The sequence below is a fragment of the Bradyrhizobium sp. AZCC 2176 genome (assembly GCF_036924645.1).
Taxonomy (GTDB): Bacteria; Pseudomonadota; Alphaproteobacteria; order Rhizobiales; family Xanthobacteraceae; genus Bradyrhizobium.
This window is the reverse complement of record NZ_JAZHRX010000001.1, coordinates 2440089-2465915: the sequence shown is the minus strand read 5'-3', so window position 1 is coordinate 2465915 and position 25827 is coordinate 2440089. Positions and strand designations below refer to the sequence as shown.

Genomic DNA, 25827 nt, shown 5'->3' with positions numbered 1-25827 from the left:
TCCAGCCATCAACAACGGGCTCGCTTTGCCGGGCCAACAGGAGCCGAAAATGACCGCAGCCTTCTTCAATACCGTTCGCAAGGTCAGTTTAGTGCTGGCCTTGACCACCTCTTTCGCCGCCGCCTCGTCGACCGCCAGCTTCGCTTTCAGCTCGGAAGCGCAGCAGCAATGCACCGGCGACGCGTTCCGCCTCTGCAGCTCGGAAATCCCGAACATTCCGAAGATCACAGCCTGCATGATCAAGCATCGCGCCGATCTGAGCGCCGGTTGCCGCGGCGTCATGGACCGCGAACTCGCCGCGCAGAAATCCGGCAAGCTCGCCGCGCAATAATCGGCACGGTCTTTAAACGGCTCGGAAAACGCTTGCGTCGATGCGACGCAGGCGTTTTTCCGTCTTTTGCGGCCTTTACAAACGCGCCCAAGGGGGCGCGGGCCACAAATGCGTTACCGGCCGAATTTTGACGCTCCAATTTTCGTTTTGACGCGTTTTCTTGACGCGAACCGGTGTCCATCCCGGATCAAGCCGGGGGCTGGCTTTCGCTCGAAAACGCTGTAGAACGCCCGGATTGCGTTCTCGTGTAAAGGCATAGCAAATGACCAAGATCCTTTTCGTCATCCCCCTGATCCTGATGGCCTCCAACGCGTTGGCGCAGACACAAAAGAAAGAGGGGCATGACGAGTGCGCGCGCGACGTCTCGCGGTATTGCCGGGCGCAGATGCAGGATGGCGATCAGATCATTCTGGCCTGCCTGAAGCAGAACCGCTCACGGATCAGCAAGGCCTGCCAGCAGAAGCTGACGAGCCACGGGCAGTAAAAATCCCGTCCAGGTTTGCATTTTTGATTTGATCGAACCCGCCTCCACCCCGGATTAATTCCGGGGCAGGCTTTCGCCGGAAAACGCTCTATCCGCCGCCGTAGAGATAGTTCGGCAGCCACAGCGTCATGCCGGGCCAGAGATACATGATCACCATGCACAGGATCACGATCAGCATGTAGGGCATCATGCCCGCAAAAATCTGGTTGAGCGTGACGTGCTTCGGCGCGACGCCCTTGAGATAGAACGCCGACATCGCGACCGGCGGCGACAGGAACGCGGCCTGCAGGTTCACGAACACCAGCACGCCCCACAGGACCGGGTCGATGCCGAAATGCTTCAGCATCGGCAGGAAGATCGGCACGAAGATGATGATGATCTCGGTCCACTCCAGCGGCCATCCGAGAATGAAGATGATCGCCTGCGACAGGATCATGAACTGCACCGGCGACATGTTGAGCGAGAGCACCCAGCTCTCCAGCAGCGCCTGGCCACCGAGGATGGCGAACACCGCCGAGAACAGCGCGGAACCGACGAACAGCCAGCACACCATCGCGGTCGTCTTTGCGGTCAGGAACACTGCTTCCTTGGTGCGCTTCCAGTCGAGCGTGCGGGCGTGGAAGGCGAGGATGAAGGCGCCGGCGGCGCCGACGCCGGCGGATTCGGTCGCGGTCGTGATGCCGAACAGGATCACGCCCAGCACCACGACGGTGAGGATGCCGAGCGGCATCACCGACGACGTCAGCAGCTTCAGCACTACGAAGCGCTCGCCGCCCATGCGCAAGTAAGAGCGCGCCGTCCACGCCGTCAGCACGGCTGCCGATACCGCGAACCAGATATAGAACTGGGTGTCCGGTCCCTTTTCGGACGGGGACAATTCCTTCGTTACTGGCGCGCTGCCGAGCTGTTGCAGGCCTTCGACGGCTTCGGCCGCGGCGCCGACCTGCTGGTGGATCACGACATACCACCAAACCGTGCCGAGCGTGATTGCAGTCAGCAGGAACGGCACCAGCGAAATGAGGAAATTCTGCACGATCGCGCCATAGCCCATCGGCTTGCCGTCGATCTCGAGCGTCTTCGCCTTTTTGGGCGCGAACAACGCCTTGAACAAGCCGACGAATAAGTTCGGCGAATACAGTGTCGCGAACCTCTTGATCCATTCAGGCACGGGGACGCGGGTCTGTTCCTCCGGCAGCGGCGGCGCGATCTTCGGGTTAATCATCGCCCAGCCGATGACATAGACGAGATAGAGGAACGCCAGGAAGAAGCCGGGAAACATCGCCGCCGCATAGAGCTTGACCACGGACTGGCCGGCGACCGCAGCATAGACGATGATCATCACCGAGGGCGGGATGAGGATGCCGAGCGTGCCGCCCGCGGTGATGACGCCAGAGGCGAGTTTCACGTCATAGCCGGCGCGCAGCATCGGGTTGAAGGCGATCACGCCCATCAGCACCACCACCGCGCCGACGAGCCCAGAGGCGATGCCCCAGAACGTGCAGACGATCAGGGTCGCGACGGCGAGCGAGGCGGGCAGGCGGCGGAAAGCGAGCTGGATCGAATAGAACATCTTGTCGACCAGCGCGCCGCGCTCCATCACATAGCCCATCAGCACGAACAGCGGGATGGAGATCAGGACGTCATTGGTCATCGCGCCGTAGGTGCGCTGAACCATCAGCTCGAAAACCCTGTTGTGCGTCCAGTTCTGTGACGGGTCGTAGAAGGCGATGAAGCCGAAGAACATGCCGAGGCCCATCAGCGTGAAGGCCGTGGCAAAGCCCATCATGATGACGACGACGATGAGCGTCAGCATCAACAGGCCGAGTGCGGGATCGCTCATGTGTTCAGGTCCCCGCCCATGCCGCGCTGCCGCGCCATTTCATCGATGCGCTGCGCCCCCTCGATGGCGAGCTTGCGCGATTCCTCGTCCACGAATTCGCTGTGCGCGAGTTGCTCCTCGATGACGTCGGTCTCGGCGACGTCGGCAAGCCGGCTCGGCCATTCGCCGGTCTTCAGGCACACGATGCAGCGGATGATCTCGCCGATCCCCTGCAGCATGATCAGCGCGCCCGCGATCGGGATGACGGTCTTGAAGTGATAGACCGGCGGGCCTTCCGCCGTGACGTTCGAATGCTCGTTGATGTGCCAGGAATCCGCGGCGTAGAAATAGCCGGCATAGATCAGCGCGGCGATGCCCGGAATGAAAAAGACGAAGTAAAGGACGAGGTCGAGGGCAGCCTGCGTGCGCGGCCGCATCGAGGAATACAGGAAGTCGCCGCGAACATGGGCGTTCTGCGCCAGCGTATAGGCGCCGGCCAGCATGAACAGCGACCCGTACAGCATGTTCTCGGCGTCGAAGATCCATGCCGTCGGCATGTTCACGGCATAGCGCTTGAACACCTCGATGCAGACCATGCTCATCAGGAGGATCATCAGCCAGGCGGTCGCCTTGCCGACCCAGGTCGAGATGCCGTCGATCGTGTGCAGTAAATTCTGTACGCTCATATGATACAATTCGGCGCGAGAAATGACCCAACATAGCACAAGGCACCGTCCGGGGGGTGGTCCGGACGGCGCCCTGCCGGTTTTATTTCGCCGTTAGATCTTCTTCGCCGCGGCGTTCGGTCCGAAATAGTGATCGTAGGCCATGCGGCGGTTCACCACCGTGTCCTGCTCCCACTGCGTCGCGCGCTTGGCGAATTCGATCTGCGACTGCACGATCTCCTTGAACAGCGGATTCTCCGCCGACTTCTTCTTCGCCACGTCGTCATAGATCTCGAGCTGACGCTTCAGGATCGCATCCGGCGTCTTGTAGAACTTGACGTTGTCCTTGGTCTGCAGCTCGACATAGTCCTTGGAGTAGCGGTCGATCGCCTTCCAGGACATGTCCGCCGAAGCCGCATCCACCGCGTTGGCGATGATCGCCTTCATTTTGTCCGGCAACGCGTTGTACTTGTCCTTGTTGAACATGATCTCGAACTGCTCGGCGTTCTGGTGGAAGCTCTGCAGCATGCAGACCTTGGAGACGTCGGGGAAGCCGAGCACGCGGTCGGAGGTGGCGTTGTTGAACTCGGCCGCGTCCAGCAGGCCGCGATCCATTGCAGCGACGATTTCGCCGCCGGGCAGCGCGTTCACGGCGGCGCCCATCCCCGAATACACGTCAATGGAGATGCCGACGGTGCGGAATTTCAGGCCCTTGACGTCCTCGACCTTCGCGACCGGCTTCTTGAACCAGCCGAACGGCTGGGTCGGCATCGGTCCGTAGGGGAACGAAACGACATTGGCGCCGATCGATTCATAGAGTTTGGCGAGCAGCTCCTTGCCGCCGCCGTATTTGTGCCAGGCCAGCAGCATGTTGGCGTCCATGGCAAAGCCCGGACCCGATCCCCACAAAGCGAGCGCGGTCTGCTTGCCGTAGTGATAGACCAGCACGCCATGGCCGCCGTCCAGCACGCCCTTGGATACCGCATCGAGCAAGCCAAAGGCGGGCACCACGGCGCCTGCCGGCAGCACTTCGATCTTCAATTCGCCGCCGGTCATGTCGTTGACCTTCTTGGCGTAGTCGAGGGCGTATTCGTGGAAAATGTCCTTTGACGGCCAGGTGCTCTGCCAGCGCATGCTGATCGGCCCCTGGGCGCTGACGACGGTCGGCGCGGCAACTGCCGCGGCAGCCCCCGCTGCGGCCACCTTCAGGAAGCGGCGGCGCGTCGAAGTCTTGTCCTTGCTTGGCTTGGTCATGGGCGTCCTCCCGGTTGGGACCGGTCCTTGGTCGGCCGGCCATTGTTGATTGAGGCGAACTTTAGAGGCCGGGCCCGAGCTTTGGCAAGGATACGTTATACCAATGCGGCGTTAAGCTGCGGCGCGGGGCATGGGCAACGACCCATGGCGCGGCGGGGCCTGCCGGGCCGCCTGATTGGTTAACGGTGCAGCCGCTCGATCGCGGCGCACGCGTCCGGTCAGGTGCTGCTGCCCGCCGCCGTCGCGACCACCGGCAACACCTCGTTGGCGGCGCGGTCGGGGGTATCTTCCTTCCAGCGGACCGAACCGAACGGCCGCTCCAGCATGCGGCGAACGCGGATCGGCTCCGGGCCGAGATGAAAGCCGATCGCGCGCTGGTGCAGGGCGCGCTCGGACTGCGTCGCGCGGTTGCGCTGGCGCAGATAATCGAGCCAGGTCGGGCAGTGGTAGCGCTCGGTCCATAGCTCCGGATCGCCGATGTCGCGTGCGATCGACCAGCCATAGGCGCCGTTGCGCTGCCGGCTGAGCTGCACTTCCTGCATCACATTGTGGAATGCGCGCGCATTGTCCTGCGCGACGCGATACTCGATCTCGACCACCAGCGGTCCGCTGCGCCCCGTCAGTGAAAGCTGGACCTCGGGATCGGCAAGGAGCTCGGTGGCATCCTCGTTGCGCGCGCCGACCCGCGGCATGCGCAGCCAGATTCCGAGCAAGGGCGAAATCAACATCAGACCGGCCGAAACCAGCAGCGCGATCTCCACGCCGGCGAGGTCGGTGAGGTGCCCCCAGCCCCAGCTTCCCACCGCAATGCCGCCGGCGATCGAGGCCTGGAAAGCCGCCAGCGAGCGCCCAGCGACCCAGCGCGGCGCCGAAAGCTGCACGCCGATGTTGAACAGGGCGACCGCCAGCATCCACACCGCTCCCGCAAGCACCAGGGCAATCGCCGTCAGGACGGCGCTCGTGCTCAGGGCGACGGCGGCGATCGCGCCGGCCATCGAGATCGCGCAGGCGCGCACCGCGGCCTCGCCGCTCATGCGCCGGCGCACTTCGCCGATATTCAGCGCGCCGAACACCGCGCCCATGCCGAAGGCCCCGAGCATGATGCCGTAGGTTTGTGCGCCGCCATGCAGGAGATCGCGGGCGACCAGCGGCATCAGCGCCGAGACCGAGCCGCCGATGATGCCGGTGACCAGCGTGCGCGTCAGCACGATCTTGATCGACGGCGAATTGGTGATGTAGCGCACGCCCGAAACCATGGCGCGGTTGAGCCGTTCGCGCGGCAGGCGCGACGGCTCGCTGGCGCGGTTCCACAAGAACAGCACCACTATCAGCGGCAGATACAGCACTGCGTTGACGGCAAACGCGGCCACCGCGCCTGATGTGGCGACCACGATACCGCCGATCGCCGGGCCGAAGCTGCGCGCGATGTTGTAGCTGATGCCATTGAGCGCGACCGCCGCCGGCAGCGTTTCCGCCGGCACCTGCTCGCTCACCGAGGCCTGCCAGGCCGGCCCGAACAGCGCCATGCCGCTGCCGACGACGAAGCACAGCGCCAGCAGGATGTTCGGCGTCACGAGGCCGAGCCACGCCAGCACCGTGAGCGTGGTTGCGCCGACCAGCGCGATACCGAGCGAGATCATTGCGACGACGCGGCGGTCATGCATGTCTGCGATGGCGCCGGCCGGCATCGAAATCAGCATGACCGGCAGCATCAGCGCGGTCTGCACCAGCGCAACCTTGTCGGCGGACGACGTCATCTGCGTCATCGCCCAGGCAGCTCCGACGCCCTGGATCAAGATCCCCAGATTGGAGACGAGGCTGGCGAGCCAGATGCGCCGGAACACGGCGTGCCGCAGCGGCGCAGCGATGCCGTCAGTCGCAAAACCCAGGCGTTTCGGCTGGTCGGTCATGATAGGTTCCGTTGGCCTTCCGTCACCGGCTTGATTCCATTCGAACTTAAAGTGATGCCTGCGAAAACCCTGGCCTGTCCAGTCGCCGCGCCGCTGTCGACAGTGCTATCGCACAGCTAAGGTATTGAAAAGCAAGGGGAGGTTTGGAAATGCGGCTATCGCGGCGGTCGATCCTGAAGAGTGCCGGAGCCCTGCCTTTGCTGGCCGGCTCATTCGGCCTCCCGCTCTTGGGCTTGCGGGCGCAAGGGCAGACGGTGCCGGTGGCGTCCGGACCGGCGGCGGTTCCGCCGGTCCTGTTCGTGCACGGCAATGGCGACCATGCGGCGCTCTGGATCACCACCTTGTGGCGCATGGAATCGAACGGCATGCCGCGCGAGCGAATGCTGGCGATCAATTTCACCGACCCGCTGGCGCGCACCGATGACAAAGTGGAGCAGGCAAGCCGTTCCTCGACCGAAGATCAGCGCCGCGAGCTCGGCGAGGCCGTCAAGGAATTGCAGCGTCGCACCGGCGCACAGCGCATCGCGCTCGTCGGCAATTCGCGCGGCGGCTATTCAATCCGCAACTACATCAAGAATGGCGGTGGGGCCGACATCAGCCATGCGGTGCTGTGCGGCGTTCCCAACCATGGCATCTATGAATGGGACGAGGGGCTTGGCGGCGAGTTCAACGGCCGCGGCCCGTTCCTGCGTGGCTTGAACGAGGGCGAGAGCGAGGTGACGCCGGGCACGGCGTTTCTCACCTTGCGCAGCGACGGCATCGACAAATATGCGCAAGCCGACGGGCGATTTGTCGGCAAGCCGGGTACGCCAACCGGCGTGACAGCGGATAGCCCTGCGCTAAAGGGCGCGACCAATCTGGTGCTCGGCGCGCTCGATCATCGCGAGGTCGCGTTTCATCCGCGCGCGTTTCGCGAGATCTACAAATTCATTGCAGGGAGGGAGCCGTCACGCATCGACATCGTGCCGGAAGCGGAAGTCAGACTGAGCGGATTGGTGACGGGTACGCCGGGCGGCGTTCAAACCAACCGACCGGTCTCCGGCGCGACGGTTGAAATCTACCGTGTCTCTCCCGAAACCGGCGAACGTGCCGGCGCGCCGATCCATTCTTCGCAAACCGGCGCCGACGGCCGCTGGGGACCGGCGCGGGTCGAGCCGGTCTGGCATCTCGAAATCGTGCTGACGTCGGCCGGCTCTCCCACGACGCATCTCTACCGATCGCCATTTCCGCGCTCCTCCGACGTCCTGCATCTGCGCGCCGCACGTCCGCTCGGACCGGCCGATGCGGGCGCGGGTGCCGTGGTCCTGATGTCGCGGCCGCGGGGTTATTTCGGCCTCCCGCGAGATGTCGTGCTGATCGACGGCAAGGAGCCGAAGGATGTGAAATCCGGTGTGCCGACCGATTCGGTCACGACCTTGCGGCTTCCGGCGGAGGAGGTTGGCCGTCCGGTGGCTGCCATGTTCAATGGGGAGCGGATTGTGGCGCGGACCTGGCCGGCCTCGGAGAACCGCATTGCGATTGCCGAATTGACTTACTAGCTATTTCCTGATCGGTGCGCCTTTGTGGCGCCCGGATCGGAGACTGAGATACGATCGCAGAAGCCCGCATGAGCGCAGCGATATGCGGGGCTTGGCACGATCCCGGATATCGCTGCGCTTATCCGGATCTACGGGATAGGCATCCATGAGCATTGCCGAAGCCTACGATATGCCGGCCGCGCGTGCGCCGCTGGTGCCGCCGAGCCCACCGCGGGCGCCCGACGACATGACGATGTTCGGGCGGATGAAGGCGATCCGCATCAGCCCGATCGGGAGCTGGGGCCAGCGCGCCTATGAGGAAGATATTGTCCAGGGCCGCTTCCTCGGGCGCAACAGTTTCATTCTTAACGCACCGGATGCGATCAAGCGTGTGCTGGTCGACAATTACGAAAACTATACAAGGACGCCGGCCGGCCTGCGGGTGCTGCGTCCGATCCTCGGCGAGGGCTTGCTGATCGCAGAGGGGCGCGCATGGAGGCACCAGCGCCGAACACTGGCGCCGGCTTTCACGCCGCGCGCGGTGATGACGCTCATTCCGCACATGGTGGCCGCGACCGACGAGACGGTCGCCAAGCTCCGGGCCGCGAGCAACGCGCCCGTCGACCTGCGCGAGGCGATGCAGCGGATGACGCTCGAAATCGCCGGCCGGACGATGTTCTCGTTCGGGATGGATCGGCACGGCGCGGCGCTGCGCGACTTCGTGATGGAGTATGGCGAGCGGCTGGCGCGGCCGCATTTTCTTGATCTGCTGCTGCCATTGAGCTGGCCGAGCCCGCAGGATTTGTCCCGCGCCCGTTTCCGCAAGCGCTGGACGGCGTTCGTCGGCATGTTGATGGCCGAGCGCCGCGCCGCCGGCAAGAACGAGGGCGCGCCGGCGCGCGACCTCTTCGACCTGATGGGCGACGCGCGCGATCCGGAAACCGGCAAGGCTTTCACTGATGCGCAACTCGGCGATCAGATCGCAACCATGATTCTGGCCGGCCATGAGACCACGGCCACGGCGCTGTTCTGGGCGCTCTACCTGCTGGCGCTCGATCCTGCGATCCAGCAGGACGTCGCGAAGGAAGTGCAGGCCGCCACCATCGATGGCACGCTCGATGTCGAGCGGCTGAAATTCACCCGTGCTGTCATCGACGAGACCATGCGGCTCTATCCACCGGCGTTCCTGATTGCGCGTGCGGCCAGCGGCCCGGACACGATTGCGGGCCTGCCGGTCAAGAAGAAGGATGTCATCCTGATCGCGCCGTGGCTGTTGCACCGGCACGAAAAACTCTGGCGCGATCCGAACGCGTTCATCCCGTCCCGTTTCATGACCGGCATGCCGCCCGATCGCTTCGCCTATCTGCCGTTCGGCGTCGGCGCACGGGTCTGCATCGGCGCGCATTTCGCGCTGGTGGAAGCAACGCTTGCGTTGGCGAAGGTGATCGACGCGTTTCGGGTCACGTTGGTCGACAAGGAGCCGGTGATGCCGATCGGCGTAGTGACGACGCAGCCCGACCGTTCGCCGATGTTTGCGATAAGCCCGCGGTAGCATCTTGCGCAAATGCCACGGGAGCCTCATCTAGGTTGTCCATGAGCGATACCCAGGCCCAGTTCTCTGTTCTGCGGCAGACCGCTGATCCTGCGGTGGTCGAGGCCATTTCGGAGTTGATCGCAAAGGGCGAGGATCGCGATCTCAACCGGATCAACCTGCTGGATTTTGCCGCCCGGTACGGGCTTGACGAGGAAAAGGTCATCTCGGCCTTTCTGCATTCGGCGCGGCTCGGGCTGTTCGATCTTAGCTGGAATGTCCTGTGCCCCGGCTGCGGTGGCGTGCTCGGTGCGCACAAGACGCTGAAATCGCTTCGGCACGACGACTACAATTGTGCGTTATGCGCTCAGGGCTATGAGGCATCCGTCGACGACCGCGTGGAGGTTTCTTTCACCGTCAGTCCCCGCGTCAGGCGTATCGCGGCGCATGATCCCAATACATTGCCGATCTGGGAATATAACCGCCAGATGTTCTGGAGCTCGGGGATGGACCTGAGTGAGGAATCGATCACGCGGCTGATCGACGAGGTTTCGCTCGAGGCCATCGAGTTGCCGGCGGACGAGAAGGCGGTGCTGTCGCTGCAATTGCCCAATCAGTTCGTGATCGTGTTCGAGCCGGTGACGCATTCGGCGCATTTTCTGGATATCCAGGGCGAGCCGACCCGCGAGCGCCAGCAGTTTTCCATCGTCTTCAATAAGCTGCACGCGCCGACCGGCACGACGGTGATGCGCCCCGGGCCGCTGCGGCTGTCGCTCGAAAACCAGACCGACCACCGGGTGCTTCCCGCGGTCTGGGTCGCTAACGATACGCTTCATGAGCTGCTCGGCAAGCGCAAGCCGATCCTGACCGCCAAGCGGATGCTGTCGAACCAGACTTTTCGCGACGTGTTCAAGGCGGATAACCTCAACGTCGATCAGCGCCTCAAGATCACCTCGCTGACTTTCCTGTTCACCGACCTGAAGGGCTCCACCGCGCTCTATGAGCGGGTCGGCGATCTCGCGGCCTTCGATCTGGTGCGGGCGCATTTCCATGCGTTGCTCGAAATCATTGCCTCGGAGAAGGGCGCGGTTGTGAAGACGATCGGCGACGCCGTGATGGCCACCTTCATCCGGCCGGAACATGCGATCGTCGCAGGCTTGCGCATGCGCGCGGCTATGGCCGCGCTCAATGTCGAGCGCGGCAGGCAGGACCTGATCGTCAAGATCGGCATCCACGAAGGCCCGTGCCTTGCGGTGATGCTCAACGAGCGGCAGGATTATTTCGGCCAGACCGTCAACATCGCATCGCGCGTGCAGAGCCTGTCGACCTCGCAAGAGATCCACATCACCGGACCTGTAATCGAATCGCCGGCGGTCGCCACCATCCTTCAGAAAGAGGCGATCAGGCCGATCCAGAAGGAGGCCGCGCTGCGCGGCATCGCCGACAAGATCGTGGTGTACGAAATCCCCTGACGCGCTATTCGATCACGATCTCGCCGGTCATGCCGAGCTCGGCGTGGGTCTTGCCGTCGCCGGTCTTGATGTCGCAGCGCAGGTCGGTGGCACGGCCGGCCGCGACCGGCACCAGCCACCATTCGGCGGATTGCCCCGGATAGACCTCGATCTCGCGGATCGCGCCCTTGAATTCAGCGAGCGTCACGGCCTTACCGTTTTGCTGCTGCGTCACCTGCACCTTGCGCGTGAACACCATCTGCGAGAACGCGTGCGAAGTGAAGTAATGCGGATCGTTGCTCGTGTTGCGCAGGGTCAGCTTGTAGAGCTTGCCTGTCTCAAACTTGAGCTGCTTTGGTACGAATTCGTGTTTGCCCGGCGAGCCGAGATCGACGGTCATTTCGATCGGCGTCTGCCGCGACAGGTCGCCCGCCGCAAGCGCAGCTCCAGAGGCAATTCCGAGCACAACGGCGGCGCCAAGCGCGAAGCGGAAGCAGGTCATGAACGTTTCCCCGAAAATCGCTTGCTGAAACAAGAAGTTTGCTTTTATTGCAAATGCGAATGATTTGCAATTGGCCACTGACTGCCTGCGGCGAATCGCGCGGTCCAGCCGGCTGGTCTTCCGAGTAGTTCGATTGCTGGCCTTGAACCCAGGCCCACGGGAGCCGACTCAAGCAGCAAGGACGGTTCGCAATCTGCTGTGACGATTGCGGGTGCTTGAGCGTCGACGCAGATGTTTCCGTCACGTTCAACGTGACGTCGATTTAATCTACCGACGTTGCCGGACATTCATTGCGCGGATTGCGGAGGTCAAATTTTAAACCCATATTCGTTCAACAGCTTCCCCGACTTTTATAGGTAGATTGATGCTCGACGGACTGCGCCAATTCATTGCCGACATCGTTACGCCCAGCGCGGGTCCTGATGATCTCGCGTTCGACGATACCGGCTATCTTCTGGCGGCGACTGCGCTACTGGTTCACGTCGTCTCGCTCGATGGCGAGCCGAGCCCGGCCGAGAAGCGCAAACTGCACAGCTTGATCGAGAGCCGCTTCAAGCTCGATCCCGGGACGGCCGATCACTTGATTGCGTCGGCAACGCGAGCCGAGGGTGAGGCGGTCGATCTCTATCATTTCACCAGCGTCATCATGCGCTCGGTGAACGAGGAGGGCAGGCTTCGCATCATCGAGATGATGTGGGAGCTGGTATACGCCGACGGCCAGGTCAGCGAGTTCGAGGATAACGTCCTCTGGCGCGCAGCTGATCTGCTCGGCATTTCCTCGCGCGACCGGATCGAGCTCAAGCACAAGGTGGCGGAGCAGCGGCAATCGGCCCCGGCCGGCGGCCCTCCAAAAACGGCCGACGCGGCGCCGTGACGGCGGCGCGCCGCTACACCCACAGATTGCGTCTCACCTCAGATGACGAAACTTTAATGTGCCGTGCAATCAGCCACGAACCAGCGCGATAGGCCTGAAAATATTGAACTTCAATTGCTGGGAAGGGCAGCGTTGCATGGGTATATGCCATGCACGTGGCTTGCGTCATACCATGCGCCTATGCTCTCGTTCCGCGGCTGGCGGCATATCTGCAATTAATTTAAGAGCATTCGATCGTGACCGAGCGTGTGACGCTGATTACCGGTGCATCGGCGGGAATAGGCACCGAACTGGCCCGCGTTTTTGCATCGAAAGGTCATCGCGTGGCGCTAGTGGCGCGGCGTGCGGATCGCTTGGAAGCGCTGGCCAGTGAAATCAAGACCGGCGGCGGCGCGGCGCCGATCGTCATTCCCTGCGACCTGGCGCAACCCGACTGCGGCGACAGGATTGCCGAGGCCTTGACCGCCTCCGGCGTAGAGGTTGAATACATCGTCAACAACGCTGGATTCGGCGTGTTCGGCAGGGCGATCCAGCGCGACCGGTCCAATCAGCTCGAGATCATCGCCGTCAATATCCGCGCGCTGACCGACCTGTCGCTGCGGTTTTCCGATCACCTGATCCGCAACCGCGGCGGCCTGCTCAATGTCGGCTCGATCGCGGGCTTTCTGCCGGGGCCGGGGATGGCGGTCTATTACGCATCCAAGGCCTATGTGCTGTCGTTTACTGAGGCCATGCGCGCGGAATTGGCGCCACATGGCGTGCGCGTGACGGTGCTGTGTCCCGGTCCCGTGCCGTCGGAGTTTCAGGCACGCGCCGGATTTAGACCCGGTTATGATTCGGCGATCCTCAACGTCTCGTCGGCCGATGTCGCCCAGCAGGCCTACAGCGGACTGATGGCGAACAAACGGGCAGTGTTGCCTGGACTGGGCATCAAGATCGTGCCGTTCCTGCTCCGCCTGTTTCCGCGCTCCTTCATCCTCGGCGCGGTTGGCCGCTTCCAGCTTCGCCAGCGCTGAGAAAGCCCCGGGTTTTTGCGGACGAAAGCGTGCGCGTGCCGGGAATGGCGGCGAAGGCCGCATCTGGCCCACGATTTGCTTCCATTTTTGGATGCGTGCGTGAACTCACGCGAAATTAAGAGTCACTTAGGTATGGTTTCGGTGTGAGGTGCCCAGGCAACGCTGATGTCGTTCCGGTCGAACAGTAATCACGAAAACGTGCTGCCCTTTCCGGGCCCATGCACGTTGGGTGCGACTGACCCGGCGCCGCTGCCGCCAGTCCTGATCATTCTGCACCAGGAGACGTCGACGCCGGGGCGGGTCGGCAATGCGCTGCGGGCGCTTGGCTACCCCCTCGACATCCGGCGACCGCGGTTCGGCGATCCGCTTCCGGACACGCTGGCCCAGCATGCCGGCGCGGTCATCTTCGGCGGCCCGATGAGTGCCAACGACTCCGATGATTACGTCCGCCGCGAGATCGACTGGATCGAAATCCCCTTGCGCGAGCAGCGGCCGTTTCTCGGCATCTGCCTGGGCGCGCAGATGCTCGCCAAACAATTGGGTGCGCAAGTCGCGCCGCATCATGAAGGCCGGGTCGAGGTCGGCTACTATCCGATCCGTCCAACGGCGGCCGGACACGCGCTCTGCCCGGATTGGCCCGAGCGTGTCTACCATTGGCACGGCGAAGGATTCCAATTGCCTCGCGGCGCAAAACTGCTCGCTGAAGGCGATGACTTTCCGGTGCAGGCGTATCAGCACGGCCATGCATTCGGCTTCCAGTTTCACCCTGATGTGACCTACGCCATGATGCATCGCTGGACCACGCGCGGGTGCGTCCGCATGGGTTCGCCGGGCGCGCAGCCGCGGCACCTTCACTTCGACGCCCGCGCGGTGCACGATGTGATCGAACGGGCGTGGTTGAAGAATTTCATGGCGAGCTGGATCGCACGCGTACCGCACGCGGTCATGCTCGACGCCGCCGAATAGCCGCCACGCGGAATTTTCCCGCGTGTCCGAACGTCCTTCAGAATTCCTGGATGTGATAGTGTCGCTACCTGAAGCCTGCGGATAGCAGCAGGCACATGGAGGCGACATGACCGGCGACGAGTTCGCGCGGCTCCTCCGGCGTTGGACGGGGTGGCTCAAGGAGCGGGCGGAAACAGAGGATCATTTGGCGCGCCCGAAAGGCTCGCGCGAAACGCCAATGACAAGAACAACAGGGAGGTCGCGATGACCTATCAGCATATTCTCTACGATGTGAGCGACAAGATCGCGACTATCACGCTCAACCGTCCCGATCGGATGAATGCGTGGACCGCGACCATGGAGCGCGATGTCCGCCACGCGATGGAGGCGGCAGCCGCTGATGACAATGTCCGCGTCATCGTGCTCACCGGCGCCGGTCGCGCCTTCTGCGCCGGCGCCGATATGGAAGCCTTGCAGGGCATCGATCCCAACGAGATCAGGCGCGGCGAGAACACGCCGTCGTTCGACATGAACCGCCGCGCGGACTGGCAGACGCGCTATGCCTATTATCCGGCGATCCCGAAACCCGTGATCGGCATGCTGAACGGCGCGACGGCCGGCATCGGCCTCGTTCATGCGCTGTATTGCGACCTGCGCTTTGCCGCCGACAATACCGTCTTCACCACCTCGTTTGCACGGCGCGGGCTGATCGCCGAGCACGGCATTAGCTGGATGCTGCCGCGGATCGTGGGCCACGCCAATGCGCTCGATTTGCTGATGTCCGCGCGGCGGGTCTCAAGCGAGGAGGCGCTGCGGATCGGGCTGGTCAACCGCCTCTATCCGCCGGACCTGTTGCGCGAGCAGACCTATGCCTATGCGCGCGATCTGGCCGATTTCGTCTCGCCAAGCGCGATTTCGGTGATCAAGCGCCAGCTCTACGATGTCCCGTTCCAGACGCTGGCGGAAGCCACCATCGACGCCAACCGCGAAATGCAGATCGCGCTGAAGGGAAGTGATTTCAGGGAGGGCGTGGCGAGTTTTGTGGAGAAGAGGGCGCCGAAGTTTACGGGGAGGTGAGGGGGCGGGGGCTTGCGGGTCCAGCCCGTCGTCGCCCTTCGGGCTATGCCGGGCACGCTTCGCCCTTCGGACTTGCGTGGCTGCGCCACGCGTAGCCCGAAGGGCGAAGCGTGGTGGAGCCAGGCGGGATCGAACCGCCGACCTCGTCATTGCGAACGACGCGCTCTCCCAGCTGAGCTATGGCCCCGTCGCGACCGCCTCGATAGGACTCGAAGCGACCGACAATCGGCGCCATTTACAGTCCGGCCCAAGGCCAAGTCAAGAACGGTGAAAGCACCGATTTTGGCGTCATTTTGCCGGGAACTTCCCTTGTTTGCGGGGGGCTGAACCGATATCTAGCTGGGTATCCCTCCTCACGAGCCCCCTCCACATGCGTGCCATCCTCGACATCGTCATCATCGTCCTTGACCTCTATGTCTGGCTTCTGATCGCCTCCGCCATCCTGTCCTGGCTGATCGCCTTCAATGTCGTGAACACGCGCAACCAGTTCGTCGCGGCGGTGGCCGAGTTCCTCTATCGGATCACCGAGCCGGCGCTGGCGCCGATCCGCAAGTTCATGCCCAACCTGGGCGGCCTCGATATCTCGCCGATCATCCTGATTCTGATCATCCTGTTCATTCAGCGGGTGATTGCCTACTACATCTATCCGAACGTCATCTGATGGCGAGGAGTGCAGATCGCTGATGGATGCTTGATGGATGATCCTTGGCGCTATTCCACCGAGGGCATCAGTGTTGCGCTGCGGGTGACGCCGCGCGGCGGCCGCGACGATGTCGATGGGATCGAGACGCTCGCCAACGGCCGATCGGTCGTGAAGGTTCGCGTCCGCGCCATTGCCGATGGCGGCGAAGCCAACCGCGCGGTCACGGAACTGCTGGCGAAAGTGCTTGGCGTGCCGAAGGCGCGGGTGAAGATTCTTTCCGGCATGACCTCGCGCCTCAAGCAGGTCGCGGTCGACGGCGACCCCAAGGTTCTCGGCGAAACGCTTCGGAAGGCGGTAGCCGCAAAGGCAGAAAAGACGAAGGATTGAGATGACGGCCCGCATCATCGATGGAAAAGTCATCGCATCCGAGCTTCGCGCCCGCGTCGCCGACGAGGTCACCCGGGTCAAACGTGACTATCAGCTCACGCCGGGCCTTGCCGTGGTGCTGGTCGGCAACGACCCCGCCAGCGAAGTCTATGTCCGCAGCAAGCACACGCAGACCCACGCCGCCGGCATGGCATCGTTCGAATACAAACTGCCCGCTGATGTGGCGCAGGCCGATCTGCTGGCGCTGATCGCAAGGCTCAACGGCGATCCGGCCGTGCATGGCATTCTCGTGCAATTGCCGCTGCCGAAATCGATCCACACCGAATCCATCATCAACGCGATCGAGCCGGCCAAGGATGTCGACGGCTTGCACCCCAACAATGCCGGCCGGCTGGCCGGCGGCTTTGCCGCGCTGTCGCCATGCACGCCGCTCGGCTGCATCATCCTGACCAAGAGCGTGCATGCCTCGCTGGAAGGCATGAATGCCATCGTGATCGGCCGCTCCAACCTGGTCGGCCGTCCGCTGGTGCAATTGCTGCTCAACGAAAATGCGACAGTGACGATTGCGCATTCGCGCTCAAAGGATCTGCCGCAACTCTGCGCCCGCGCCGATCTGGTCTATGCCGCCGTGGGCCGACCCGAAATGGTGCGCGCCGACTGGGTCAAGCCGGGTGCCACCGTAATTGACGTCGGCATCAGTCGCACGCCGTTACCCGACGGAAAGACCAAGCTGGTCGGCGACGTCGCCTTCAAGGAGGTCGCCGAGGTCGCCGGTGCCATCACGCCGGTACCGGGCGGCGTCGGGCAGATGACGGTGGCGTGCCTCCTGGTGAACACGCTGCGCGCGGCGTGTGCGATTCACGGGCTGCCGAAGCCGGGCGTGTGACGATTGTCGTTCCGGGGGCGCATCGCCCCGGAATGACGGCTTCGTCGTCACTCGGCCGCGTCCGGGACATGGCACAATCACTTCTTCTTCGCGCGCTCGATGCCTTCCAGGATCAGCCGGTGGGCGTCCTCGGCGCCGCACCAGCGCAGCACCTTCACCCATTTGCCCTTCTCGAGATCCTTGTAGTGCTCGAAGAAGTGCTGGATCTGCTGCAGCGTGATGTCGGGAAGGTCGCTGTAAGTCTTGATCTTGTCGTAACGCTGGGTCAGCTTCGAGGACGGCACCGCGATGATCTTCTCGTCGCCGCCGGCTTCGTCCTCCATCAGCAACACGCCGACCGGTCGTACGCTCATCACGGCGCCCGGCACGATCGCGCGGGTATTGGCGACCAGGACGTCGCAGGGGTCGCCGTCGCCCGACAGCGTGTGCGGAATGAAGCCGTAATTGCCGGGATAGCGCATCGCCGTATAGAGGAAGCGGTCGACCACCAGCGTGCCGGCTTCCTTGTCCATTTCATACTTGATCGGCTCGCCACCAACGGGCACCTCGATGATGACGTTGACGTCGTGTGGCGGATTTACTCCGATCGGAATGGCGTCAATGCGCATAAAGGGCTCCGCTTGGCGTTGAGGGAGGCGCCCGGACCGGGCGCGTGTTGGCGCCGGTTTAGCCCCGCAGTGCAGCAGGGGGAAGCCTCAAATACAGCCTGATCGGGAAAAGTCGGAACGCCTTTTTTCGTCGCGACAAACGCGAGCGTTGGCGCGGAGACCATGCTCAAATCCAAAGAACACCAGACTCAGTTGGTCCAGGCGAAAGCGACCTTGTCGAGCGACTTGGGCCCGAACTTCTCCGAGGAGCGCGCCACCATCCGACCGCCGAGCGCGCGGTAGAATTCCGTCGCCGGATCGTTGTCGGACAGCGCCCAGATCACCATGCTCTTCAGCCCGCTCTGCATCAGGTCACGCCGCGCGGCGGTGAAGAGGCGGCGGCCAAAGCCGAGGCCCTGGAATTCCGGCCGCAGATAGAGCTCGTAGATCTCGCCTTCGAAATGCAGGCTGCGGGCGCGGTTACGGCCGTAATTGGCGTAGCCGGCGACCTTGTCGCCGAACACCAGCACGCTGACGCGGCTGCCTTTGCGGATCGCGCTGTCCCACCATTGCGGGCCGCGACGGTTGATGAGCTTTTCGAGCTCGGCGCCGGGAATGATGCCCTGATAGGCGGAGCGCCAGGCTTCATCATGGGTAGACGCCACCGCGGCTGCGTCTGCAGCTTTGGCCGGTCGGACCTCGATCAGGGTTGTGCTCATGAGCTAATCAAAGCAAGTCGGCGGGCCGGCTTCAAGGTCCATCGTTAATTATCGGTTAACCTGTGGATTTTCTGCATCAGTTTTATGTTCGCCTGTACCGAAAGAGGACAGCGGTGCTGTCTTAACGGTATTTGCCGATGCCATGGCGGCGAAATCGTTGTCAGAATCGTCCAGGCAAACCCTCCACGAATTACGTTCACGAAAAAAATGCGCTGGATTTGATTCGCCGGCGGTATTCTGTTGGTGACTTCGCAAATGGACCCTCCTTCGGCTGTGTCAGGCCAGTTCATGCGTTCGCCAAACCGTGCTTTTTGCGCTGGCTCTTGTTGCCGCGTTCGGTCTGAAGGCTGCATCCGCGCAGCCCGGCCTTGGCGCGCAAGGCGCGGAAGGCGAGCCTCACCGGCTGCAGCAATGGCTGGTGCCTTCTCCCGATCCCGCAACCGCGGCGCGTGCGCTGCTGCTCAGGCCGCCCGGCGAGGGACCGTTTCCGCTGGCCGTGATCGCGCACGCCACCACCCAGAACGTGTTGCGGCGGGCGCAAATGCCGCAGCCTGAATACCGCGCGCTCGCGGCCCGGCTGGTGGCGCGCGGCTTTGCCGTGCTGGTCCCCGAGCGGCCGGGCCATGGCGCGACGGGCGGAGCGTATGTGGAGGATCAGGGCGGCTGCGACGAGGCGGATTATGCGCGGGCCGGCCGCGCCACGGCGGACGCGGTCGCTCTCGCGGCTGGCTTTCTGCGCAAGCAGCCCTTCATCCGCCCCGAGGGGATGGTCGTGATCGGCCATTCGGCCGGCGCCTGGGGCGCGCTGGCGCTGGCCGGTGAAGATCCGAAGAATGTCGCCGCCATCGTCGCGTTCGCGCCGGGGCGCGGCGGGCATGCCAATGATTTTCCCAACCGGGTCTGCGCGCCGCACACGCTGATTGCCGCTGCGGGCGAGTTCGGCAAGGCCGCGCGGGTCAAGGTGACCTGGCTGGTGGCCGCCAATGACAGCTACTTTTCGCCCGCATTCTCGCGTCAACTGGTTGACGCGTTTCGTGCCGCCGGCGGCAAGACAGATTTTCGCGTACTCCAGGCCCATGGCAGCGAAGGCCACTGGCTGGTGGAAACGGGAGGTGGTGTAAACCTTGCCGAACCTGAACTGGATCGCGCCTTGAAGGCGCGATCGCGGACCCCGGCGGCCAGGCGATGACGCTGTATTTCCTCGCCAAATACCTGCATGTGCTCGGCGCGATCGTCATTCTCGGCACCGGCTCCGGTATTGCGTTCTTCATGCTGATGGCCCATCGCAGCCAGGACGTGGCCTTCATCGCGCGCACGGCCAAAACCGTCGTCATCGCCGACATGCTGTTCACGCTGACGGCGGTGCTGCTGCAGCCGGCGAGCGGCGGCGTGCTGATGTGGCTGTCGTCGACCGCGGTGAGCGAACCCTGGCTGATGGCTTCGCTCGGGCTCTATGCGGTCGCAGGGCTGTTCTGGGTACCGGTCGTCTTTATCCAGATCGAAATGCGCGATCTCGCACGCAAGGCGGCCGAGCAAAACCAGGAGTTGCCACCGCGCTATTTCGCACTTTTCCACCGCTGGTTTTTATTCGGGATTCCCGGTTTCGGCTCTGTCATGGCTATTCTCTGGCTGATGATCGCCAAACCGCTTTAGGCAAGCATGAACGCCGGTAACCGAAAAGTCCTCGTGCTTGGCGCCTCCGGTCTGATCGGCCGCTTTGTTACCGACGATCTGCGCGCCCGGGGATTTTCCGTGGTGGGCGTTGCCCGAAGATTGTCGGGCTCACAGAAGAGCGGCCCGCTCGATCTCGAATTGCCGGTGATGTCGATGGAAGCAGCCCAACTGGCGCGGCTGCTGCGCGATCACCGCATCGATGTCGCCGTCAATTGCCTCGGCGTGCTGCAGGACGGCCCCGGCAGCGACACCGCCGCTGTGCATCGCGATTTCGTTGCGCGGTTGTTGCAGGCGATCCGCGACAGCGACCGTGCGATCCGGCTGGTGCATATCTCGATTCCCGGCACGACCGAAACCGACCGAACCGCCTTCAGCACCACCAAACGCGAGGCCGAGCGGCTGATCGCGGAATCCGGCGTCGCGTTTGCGATCCTGCGGCCGGGCTTCGTGGTGGCGCTTGCGGCCTATGGCGGCAGCGCCATGGTGCGCTCGCTGGCGGCGTTTCCGCTCGATCTCCCGGCCGCCGAGCGAGCCGCGCCATTCCAGCCGGTCGCCATGGAGGACATTGCCGCGACCATCGCCTGGCTTGCGGCGCGCGATCCCGGTGAGGCGAACGCCGTGACGTGGGACCTGATGCAGGAGCAGCCGGTCACGCTCGGTGACGTGATCGATCAGTTCCGCGAGGTATTCGGCACCGGCAGATGGTGGCGTATCGTCATGCCGAGGTTCCTGCTCGATCTCGGCGCCAGGCTCGGCGACCTCACGAGCCTGCTCGGCTGGATGCCGCCGATGCGAACCACCGCGATCGCGGAGCTGCGCCGCGGTGTCAGCGGCGACCCCGCCGGCTGGATGGCCGCCACCGGCATCGTGCCGAAGCGCATCGAACAGACCGCCGGAAAACGCCCGGCGACCATTCAGGACAAATGGTTCGCCCGGCTGTTTCCGATCAAGGCCCTGATGATCGCAAGCCTCGTGCTGTTCTGGGTCGTCTCGGGCTTCATTGCGCTGGTGATTTCCTACAACGCAGCCGCAGGAATCCTGCGCAGCCACGGCTTCCCGCCGGCGCTCGTCGGTCCCATCACCGTCGGCACCAGCCTGATGGACATGAGCATCGGCGCGCTGATCGCGTTCCGCCGCACCGCGGCATTCGGCCTGATCGCTGGTATCGTTGTATCGCTGGGCTATATGCTCGGCGCCGCGATCCTGACGCCGGACCTCTGGATCGAGCCGCTCGGCGCCCTGGTGAAGACCTGCCCCGCCATCGTGCTGATGCTCGTGGCGTTGCTGACCCTGGACAACCGATGATCCCAACCGAATGACCCCAAACCCGTGACCAATTGGCCCGACGATGACGTGATCCTCTATGACGGCGTCTGCGTCTTCTGCTCGCGCTGGGTCCGCTTCGTCGCCAGGCGCGACGTCGAGCGGAAATTCCGCTTCACGGCGATCCAGTCGCCTTACGGCGCCCGGCTGGCGCAGGCGTTCGGTATCGATCCCGATGATCCCGATACCAACGCTGTGGTCCATGGCGGGGTGGCGTGGTTCAAGTCGGACGCCGCGCTGACGGTGTTGAGTGCGCTGCCGGGATGGGGATGGGTGCGTGGATTGTTTGCCGTGCCGAAGCCGCTGCGCGACGCTGTCTACAGCCTCGTCGCGCGCAATCGCTATCGGATTTTCGGGAAGTATGACGAGTGCTTTGTGCCGGATGCCGACGTGCGAGCGCGGGTGATGGAGTAGGGGCCCACTATCCAATTCGTCATCTGCCAAGCGATGGATCGCTTTATCCGAATGCTCAATACCTGAAATTTCATCGGGACGTGGTATTCGAGGGCGCGCGATAGGCCCGTCGGCTATCTTGAGTTGGTCGCAGCCGTCACCTCTCCCGCCGCCCGCTCTCCGCTGTCCCTTGCGCCATGCGCGGTCGAGAAAAATTCCGGTGAGGTCGCTTCTCCCGCAAAGAACAGTCGTCCATCGACCGGCGCGGCGAGCACTTCGCGGTCCCCCGCGTGACCCGGTAGCGCGTACGAGTACGAACCGCGCGCGAAGGGGTCGTGGGCCCAGCGCGATTCCGCAAGCGGCTTCAGCTTGCGGCGAAAATCGTTGCCGAGGATTGAGACGATCTCGTCGATGCTTGCTGCTGCCAGCGCGCCGTCGCCCGCATCTTCCAGCGATCGCGCATAGCGTCCGCCGAAGAAACCTTCGATGCACGGCTGACCGAACGGGCGCAGATGATAGGTACCCATTGCGGTGCGCATGGTGGCGGCGCGCAGATTGCCTTCCTTCGGCAGCGCCTCCGGTTCGTCGAGCGCCAGCGTCACCTTGTCGGCGAGGCCGAGCGGCAAGCCGCGGGCGGCGTCGACTTTTGCCGGCAAGGGTGGATGAAAGCGGATCGTCTCGTCGGCGATCAAATTGGTTGGCGCGGTGACGATGACCCTGTCGGCCGTCAGCGTGCCCTGCGAGGTCTCGATGCGGACGCGCTTTGCCGAATGATCGATCAGCGTCACCTTGCAATTGAGCGCGAGCGGGCAGGTCGCGCCATAGGCGGCAATTAATGCACCGTAGCCGCGTCGGATGCGCCAGTTGAGGTCGGTATCCTCATAGGCGTCCATGTCGAGGATGGAGACCTGATCGAGCTCACAGCCATTGATATAGGTCGAGATGGCATCGATCATCGGGTTCCAGCGATTGCCGGGTTCGAGAAACAGGCTGGCGGGAACATCGCGGCCGCTCTGCTCGGCCTCGATCGCAGCCTTCTCGGCGCGATCGTAGAACGCATCGAGCGCGCGGATAAAGTCGTCGCGGTCGTCTTGCGGAAACGCCTTGCCATAAGCGCGCTCGCGCCAGGGCGGCAGCGACTTGTTGATTTCGAAATTCAATTGCTCGGCGATTTTGACGAAGGAGTTTTGGTCCGCCGAATGCAGCCAGCCGCAGCCGACGTCGAACGTGACGTCAGGCGAGGCCATGATGGTGTGCGCCCGGCCGCCGACGCGGTCGCGCGCTTCCAGCACGAGGGCGGAAAGACCGGAATTCTTCAGCGCGTTCGCCGCGCCGAGGCCCGCGGCGCCGGCGCCGATAATGGCGACATCGACTGAGGAGGGGAGGGAGGACATGCCCTGCATCTAGCATGTTCGCCGCCGCGCCTGAAGCCACCCCGCGCATAGCCGTCATCACCCGCGAAAGCGGGTGATCCAGTATTCCAGAGACATTCGTGATTGAATCGAGAGTTCGCGGCGTACTGGATGCCCCGCCTTCGCGGGGCATGACAGCATCGGCGGGACGCGAAGGCCTTACGCCACCGCTTCCTTGGCCTTTTCCGCGCGCTTGCGGTCGTTGGCGTCCAGAAACTTCTTGCGCAGGCGGATCGACTTCGGGGTCACTTCGACCAGTTCGTCGTCCTCAATATAGGCCAGCGCCTTTTCCAGCGTCATCCGGATCGGCGGCGTCAGGCGCACCGCTTCGTCCTTGGAGGTGGTGCGGATGTTGGTGAGCTGCTTGCCCTTGAGCACGTTGATCTCGAGGTCGTTGTCGCGGGTGTGCTCGCCGACGATCATGCCCTTGTAGACCTTCCAGCCGGGCTCGATCATCATCGGGCCGCGGTCTTCCAGCTTGAACATGGCATAGGCCACCGCTTCGCCCTGATCGTTGGAGATCAGCACGCCGTTGCGGCGGCCCTGGATGTCGCCCTTGTAGGGCGCGTAACCGTGGAACAGGCGGTTCATGATCGCGGTGCCGCGGGTGTCGGTGAGCAATTCGCCCTGGTAGCCGATCAGGCCGCGGGTCGGTGCGTAGAACACCAGCCGCAGGCGGTTACCGCCGGACGGGCGCATCTCCATCATCTCGGCCTTGCGCTCGCTCATCTTCTGCACGACGACGCCGGAATGCTCCTCGTCTACGTCGATCACGACTTCTTCGATCGGCTCCTGCCACTGACCGGTGGCTTCGTCCTTCTGCAGCACAACGCGCGGACGCGACACGGAAAGTTCAAACCCCTCGCGGCGCATTGTCTCGATCAGGATCGCGAGCTGCAATTCGCCGCGGCCCGATACCTCCATGGAATCCTTGTCGGAGGCTTCCACCACGCGCAGCGCGACGTTGCCTTCGGCCTCGCGCAGCAGGCGGTCGCGGATCATGCGCGAGGTCACCTTGTCGCCTTCGGTGCCGGCGAGCGGCGAGTTGTTGACGATAAACGACATCGACACGGTCGGCGGATCGATCGGCTGCGCGACCAGCGGCGTTTCGACCGAGGGATCGCAGAAGGTGTCGGCGACGGTGCCCTTGGTGAGACCCGCAATCGCAACGATGTCGCCGGCTTCGGCCTCATCCAGCGGTGTGCGCTCGATGCCGCGGAAGGCGAGAATTTTCGTGATACGGCCCTGCTCGATGGTCTTGCCGTCGGCGCCGAGAACCTTGACCTGCTGGTTCGGCTTGATGGCGCCCGAGGTGATGCGGCCGGTGATGATGCGGCCGAGATAGGGGTTGGCTTCGAGGATGGTGCCGATCATCCGGAACGGGCCTTCCTCGACGCTCGGCGGCGCGACATGGCGCACGATCAGGTCGAACAGCGGCTGCATGCCGGCGTCGTGGGAGCCGTCCGGGCTGTCGGCCATCCAGCCCTGCTTCGCCGACCCGTACAGAATCGGGAAATCGAGCTGCTCCTCGCTGGCGTCGAGCGCCGCGAACAGGTCGAACACTTCGTTGATGACTTCGGTCGGGCGTGCGTCGGGACGGTCGACCTTGTTGATGACCACGATCGGCTTCAGCCCGACCTTGAGCGCCTTGGAGACCACGAATTTGGTCTGCGGCAGCGGACCTTCGGCCGCGTCGACCAGCACCAGCGCGCCATCCACCATGTTCAGGATGCGCTCGACCTCGCCGCCGAAATCGGCGTGGCCAGGGGTGTCGACGATGTTGATGCGGGTGTCCTTCCATTGCACCGAGGCGGCCTTGGCCAGAATGGTGATGCCGCGCTCGCGCTCCAGATCGTTGGAGTCCATCGCGCGCTCGGTCACCTTCTGGTTCTCGCGATAGGTGCCGGATTGCTGCAGCAGGCGATCAACCAGCGTGGTCTTGCCGTGGTCGACGTGGGCGATGATGGCGACGTTACGAAGGTTCATGGCTCTTCTTCTGGTCGTGCATGGTGGACGCGCGATCTCACCGGAAAACCGGGACCGACTTCTCCGGATCGCGCTTCTAAACCCTGGAATACTGGCGCGTGATGACGCTTCTTCGAATCGTCATCCCGCTCCATCGTTTTGTTTGAGCATGATCTTTTCGGAAAACCGGTACCCACGTTTCCGGATCATGCTCCGGGGGCGCTTTCCCCCAAAAAGGAAGCCCGGCCAAAAGGACCGGGCACACCTTACGCGTTGCGGCGCAATATATTCAGAAAACGCCAAAAAACAATGGTTTGTTTGGCATTTGGTTAGCTGATTTTGCGTATGGGGCGCGTTTTAAGCGCCTTTTTCGGGGTCGGGATAGACCCCCGCAAACCCCGTCAAAAGGCCCTTCATGGCCTCGTTGCAGCGGCAGGACCGGTTCCGCAGACGTCCGCGCCA

Annotated in this window: 25 protein-coding genes and 1 tRNA gene; 16 read left to right on the top strand and 10 right to left on the bottom strand. The window is 63.4% G+C overall.

The window, feature by feature from the left end; all coding sequences use genetic code 11:
* Window positions 1-49 precede the first annotated feature (49 nt).
* Both V1288_RS11360 and V1288_RS11355 read left to right on the top strand, forming a co-directional pair.
* Complete coding sequence (locus V1288_RS11360; protein ID WP_334357126.1) at window positions 50-331, top strand: hypothetical protein; 282 nt, start codon at window positions 50-52, stop codon at window positions 329-331.
* Window positions 332-593: 262 nt separating this feature from the next.
* Window positions 594-815 (top strand): hypothetical protein, encoded by a 222-nt coding sequence (locus tag V1288_RS11355; protein WP_334357125.1) that lies wholly within the window; start codon window positions 594-596, stop codon window positions 813-815.
* An 88-nt stretch (window positions 816-903) separates the two neighbouring features.
* On the opposite strand, the gene V1288_RS11350 is transcribed toward V1288_RS11355, so the two are convergent.
* The 4 genes from V1288_RS11350 to V1288_RS11335 all read right to left on the bottom strand — a co-directional run bounded on the left by V1288_RS11350 (window position 904) and on the right by V1288_RS11335 (window position 6463).
* The gene (locus V1288_RS11350) at window positions 904-2655 is read right to left on the bottom strand and encodes a TRAP transporter large permease (RefSeq protein ID WP_334357124.1); all 1752 of its coding nucleotides are present in this window, start codon (window positions 2653-2655) and stop codon (window positions 904-906) included.
* Window positions 2652-3320, bottom strand: coding sequence for a TRAP transporter small permease subunit (locus tag V1288_RS11345; RefSeq protein WP_334357123.1), 669 nt, complete (start codon window positions 3318-3320; stop codon window positions 2652-2654). Before V1288_RS11345 ends, V1288_RS11350 begins: the two co-directional genes overlap by 4 nt.
* Window positions 3321-3413: 93 nt before the next feature.
* The gene (locus tag V1288_RS11340; RefSeq protein ID WP_334357122.1) at window positions 3414-4553 is read right to left on the bottom strand and encodes a TRAP transporter substrate-binding protein; all 1140 of its coding nucleotides are present in this window, start codon (window positions 4551-4553) and stop codon (window positions 3414-3416) included.
* Window positions 4554-4771: 218 nt separating this feature from the next.
* Window positions 4772-6463 carry an MFS transporter gene (locus V1288_RS11335; RefSeq protein ID WP_334357121.1) on the bottom strand — a complete coding sequence of 564 codons (1692 nt, stop codon included), beginning with the start codon at window positions 6461-6463 and terminating at the stop codon, window positions 4772-4774.
* Window positions 6464-6612: 149 nt separating this feature from the next.
* On the opposite strand from V1288_RS11335, the gene V1288_RS11330 reads away from it, so the two are divergent.
* The 3 genes from V1288_RS11330 to V1288_RS11320 all read left to right on the top strand — a co-directional run bounded on the left by V1288_RS11330 (window position 6613) and on the right by V1288_RS11320 (window position 10983).
* Window positions 6613-8001, top strand: coding sequence for a hydrolase (locus V1288_RS11330; RefSeq protein ID WP_334357120.1), 1389 nt, complete (start codon window positions 6613-6615; stop codon window positions 7999-8001).
* Between the two features lie 145 nt (window positions 8002-8146).
* On the top strand, window positions 8147-9532 hold the full coding sequence (locus tag V1288_RS11325; protein WP_334357119.1) for a cytochrome P450: 1386 nt from the start codon (window positions 8147-8149) through the stop codon (window positions 9530-9532).
* A 41-nt stretch (window positions 9533-9573) separates the two neighbouring features.
* A complete protein-coding gene (locus V1288_RS11320) occupies window positions 9574-10983 on the top strand; it encodes an adenylate/guanylate cyclase domain-containing protein (RefSeq protein WP_334357118.1) in 1410 nt (469 codons plus the stop codon).
* Between the two features lie 4 nt (window positions 10984-10987).
* Here the strand turns inward: V1288_RS11320 and V1288_RS11315 are convergent, their stop codons facing one another.
* On the bottom strand, window positions 10988-11464 hold the full coding sequence (locus V1288_RS11315) for a hypothetical protein (protein WP_334357117.1): 477 nt from the start codon (window positions 11462-11464) through the stop codon (window positions 10988-10990).
* Window positions 11465-11828: 364 nt separating this feature from the next.
* Here V1288_RS11315 and V1288_RS11310 point away from each other — a divergent pair, with 364 nt between their 5' ends.
* The 4 genes from V1288_RS11310 to V1288_RS11295 all read left to right on the top strand — a co-directional run bounded on the left by V1288_RS11310 (window position 11829) and on the right by V1288_RS11295 (window position 15376).
* A complete protein-coding gene (locus tag V1288_RS11310) occupies window positions 11829-12338 on the top strand; it encodes a tellurite resistance TerB family protein (RefSeq protein ID WP_334357116.1) in 510 nt (169 codons plus the stop codon).
* A gap of 236 nt (window positions 12339-12574) precedes the next feature.
* Entirely contained in the window at window positions 12575-13354 is a 780-nt protein-coding gene (locus V1288_RS11305; protein WP_334357115.1) for an SDR family NAD(P)-dependent oxidoreductase, read from the top strand.
* Between the two features lie 165 nt (window positions 13355-13519).
* Window positions 13520-14320: a glutamine amidotransferase gene (locus tag V1288_RS11300; RefSeq protein WP_334357114.1), complete on the top strand. Its 801-nt coding sequence runs from the start codon at window positions 13520-13522 to the stop codon at window positions 14318-14320.
* A gap of 243 nt (window positions 14321-14563) precedes the next feature.
* Entirely contained in the window at window positions 14564-15376 is an 813-nt protein-coding gene (locus V1288_RS11295; protein WP_334357113.1) for an enoyl-CoA hydratase, read from the top strand.
* Window positions 15377-15487: 111 nt separating this feature from the next.
* Here V1288_RS11295 and V1288_RS11290 read toward each other — a convergent pair.
* Window positions 15488-15563: transfer RNA gene (locus V1288_RS11290), tRNA-Ala, on the bottom strand.
* Window positions 15564-15746: 183 nt separating this feature from the next.
* Between V1288_RS11290 and V1288_RS11285 the strand changes: the two genes are divergently transcribed.
* Genes V1288_RS11285 through folD form a run of 3 tightly spaced genes read left to right on the top strand, consistent with a single transcriptional unit; the run spans window position 15747 to window position 17292 of the window.
* A complete protein-coding gene (locus tag V1288_RS11285) occupies window positions 15747-16037 on the top strand; it encodes a YggT family protein (RefSeq protein WP_334357112.1) in 291 nt (96 codons plus the stop codon).
* Between the two features lie 33 nt (window positions 16038-16070).
* On the top strand, window positions 16071-16406 hold the full coding sequence (locus V1288_RS11280; protein ID WP_334357111.1) for a DUF167 domain-containing protein: 336 nt from the start codon (window positions 16071-16073) through the stop codon (window positions 16404-16406).
* 1 nt (window position 16407) lies between these two features.
* Window positions 16408-17292 carry a bifunctional methylenetetrahydrofolate dehydrogenase/methenyltetrahydrofolate cyclohydrolase FolD gene (gene folD, locus V1288_RS11275; RefSeq protein WP_334357110.1) on the top strand — a complete coding sequence of 295 codons (885 nt, stop codon included), beginning with the start codon at window positions 16408-16410 and terminating at the stop codon, window positions 17290-17292.
* Between the two features lie 77 nt (window positions 17293-17369).
* Here the strand turns inward: folD and ppa are convergent, their stop codons facing one another.
* Together ppa and V1288_RS11265 are read right to left on the bottom strand one after the other, a co-directional pair.
* Window positions 17370-17900 carry an inorganic diphosphatase gene (gene ppa, locus V1288_RS11270; RefSeq protein WP_334357109.1) on the bottom strand — a complete coding sequence of 177 codons (531 nt, stop codon included), beginning with the start codon at window positions 17898-17900 and terminating at the stop codon, window positions 17370-17372.
* 188 nt (window positions 17901-18088) lie between these two features.
* Complete coding sequence (locus V1288_RS11265) at window positions 18089-18598, bottom strand: GNAT family N-acetyltransferase (protein WP_108520852.1); 510 nt, start codon at window positions 18596-18598, stop codon at window positions 18089-18091.
* Between the two features lie 304 nt (window positions 18599-18902).
* Here V1288_RS11265 and V1288_RS11260 point away from each other — a divergent pair, with 304 nt between their 5' ends.
* From V1288_RS11260 to V1288_RS11245, 4 genes are read left to right on the top strand one after another with little or no spacing between them, the layout of a single operon-like run.
* Entirely contained in the window at window positions 18903-19787 is an 885-nt protein-coding gene (locus V1288_RS11260; RefSeq protein ID WP_442894182.1) for an alpha/beta hydrolase family protein, read from the top strand.
* Window positions 19784-20251: a DUF2269 family protein gene (locus V1288_RS11255; RefSeq protein ID WP_334357108.1), complete on the top strand. Its 468-nt coding sequence runs from the start codon at window positions 19784-19786 to the stop codon at window positions 20249-20251. The genes V1288_RS11260 and V1288_RS11255 overlap by 4 nt, the downstream gene beginning before the upstream one ends.
* 6 nt (window positions 20252-20257) lie before the next feature.
* Entirely contained in the window at window positions 20258-21577 is a 1320-nt protein-coding gene (locus tag V1288_RS11250; protein WP_334357107.1) for an SDR family oxidoreductase, read from the top strand.
* 24 nt (window positions 21578-21601) lie between these two features.
* Window positions 21602-22009 carry a thiol-disulfide oxidoreductase DCC family protein gene (locus V1288_RS11245; RefSeq protein ID WP_334357106.1) on the top strand — a complete coding sequence of 136 codons (408 nt, stop codon included), beginning with the start codon at window positions 21602-21604 and terminating at the stop codon, window positions 22007-22009.
* Between the two features lie 113 nt (window positions 22010-22122).
* Here V1288_RS11245 and V1288_RS11240 read toward each other — a convergent pair whose 3' ends face one another.
* On the bottom strand, window positions 22123-23382 hold the full coding sequence (locus tag V1288_RS11240) for a flavin monoamine oxidase family protein (RefSeq protein ID WP_334357105.1): 1260 nt from the start codon (window positions 23380-23382) through the stop codon (window positions 22123-22125).
* A gap of 177 nt (window positions 23383-23559) precedes the next feature.
* Window positions 23560-25386: a translational GTPase TypA gene (typA, locus tag V1288_RS11235; RefSeq protein ID WP_334357104.1), complete on the bottom strand. Its 1827-nt coding sequence runs from the start codon at window positions 25384-25386 to the stop codon at window positions 23560-23562.
* Window positions 25387-25827: the final 441 nt, after the last annotated feature.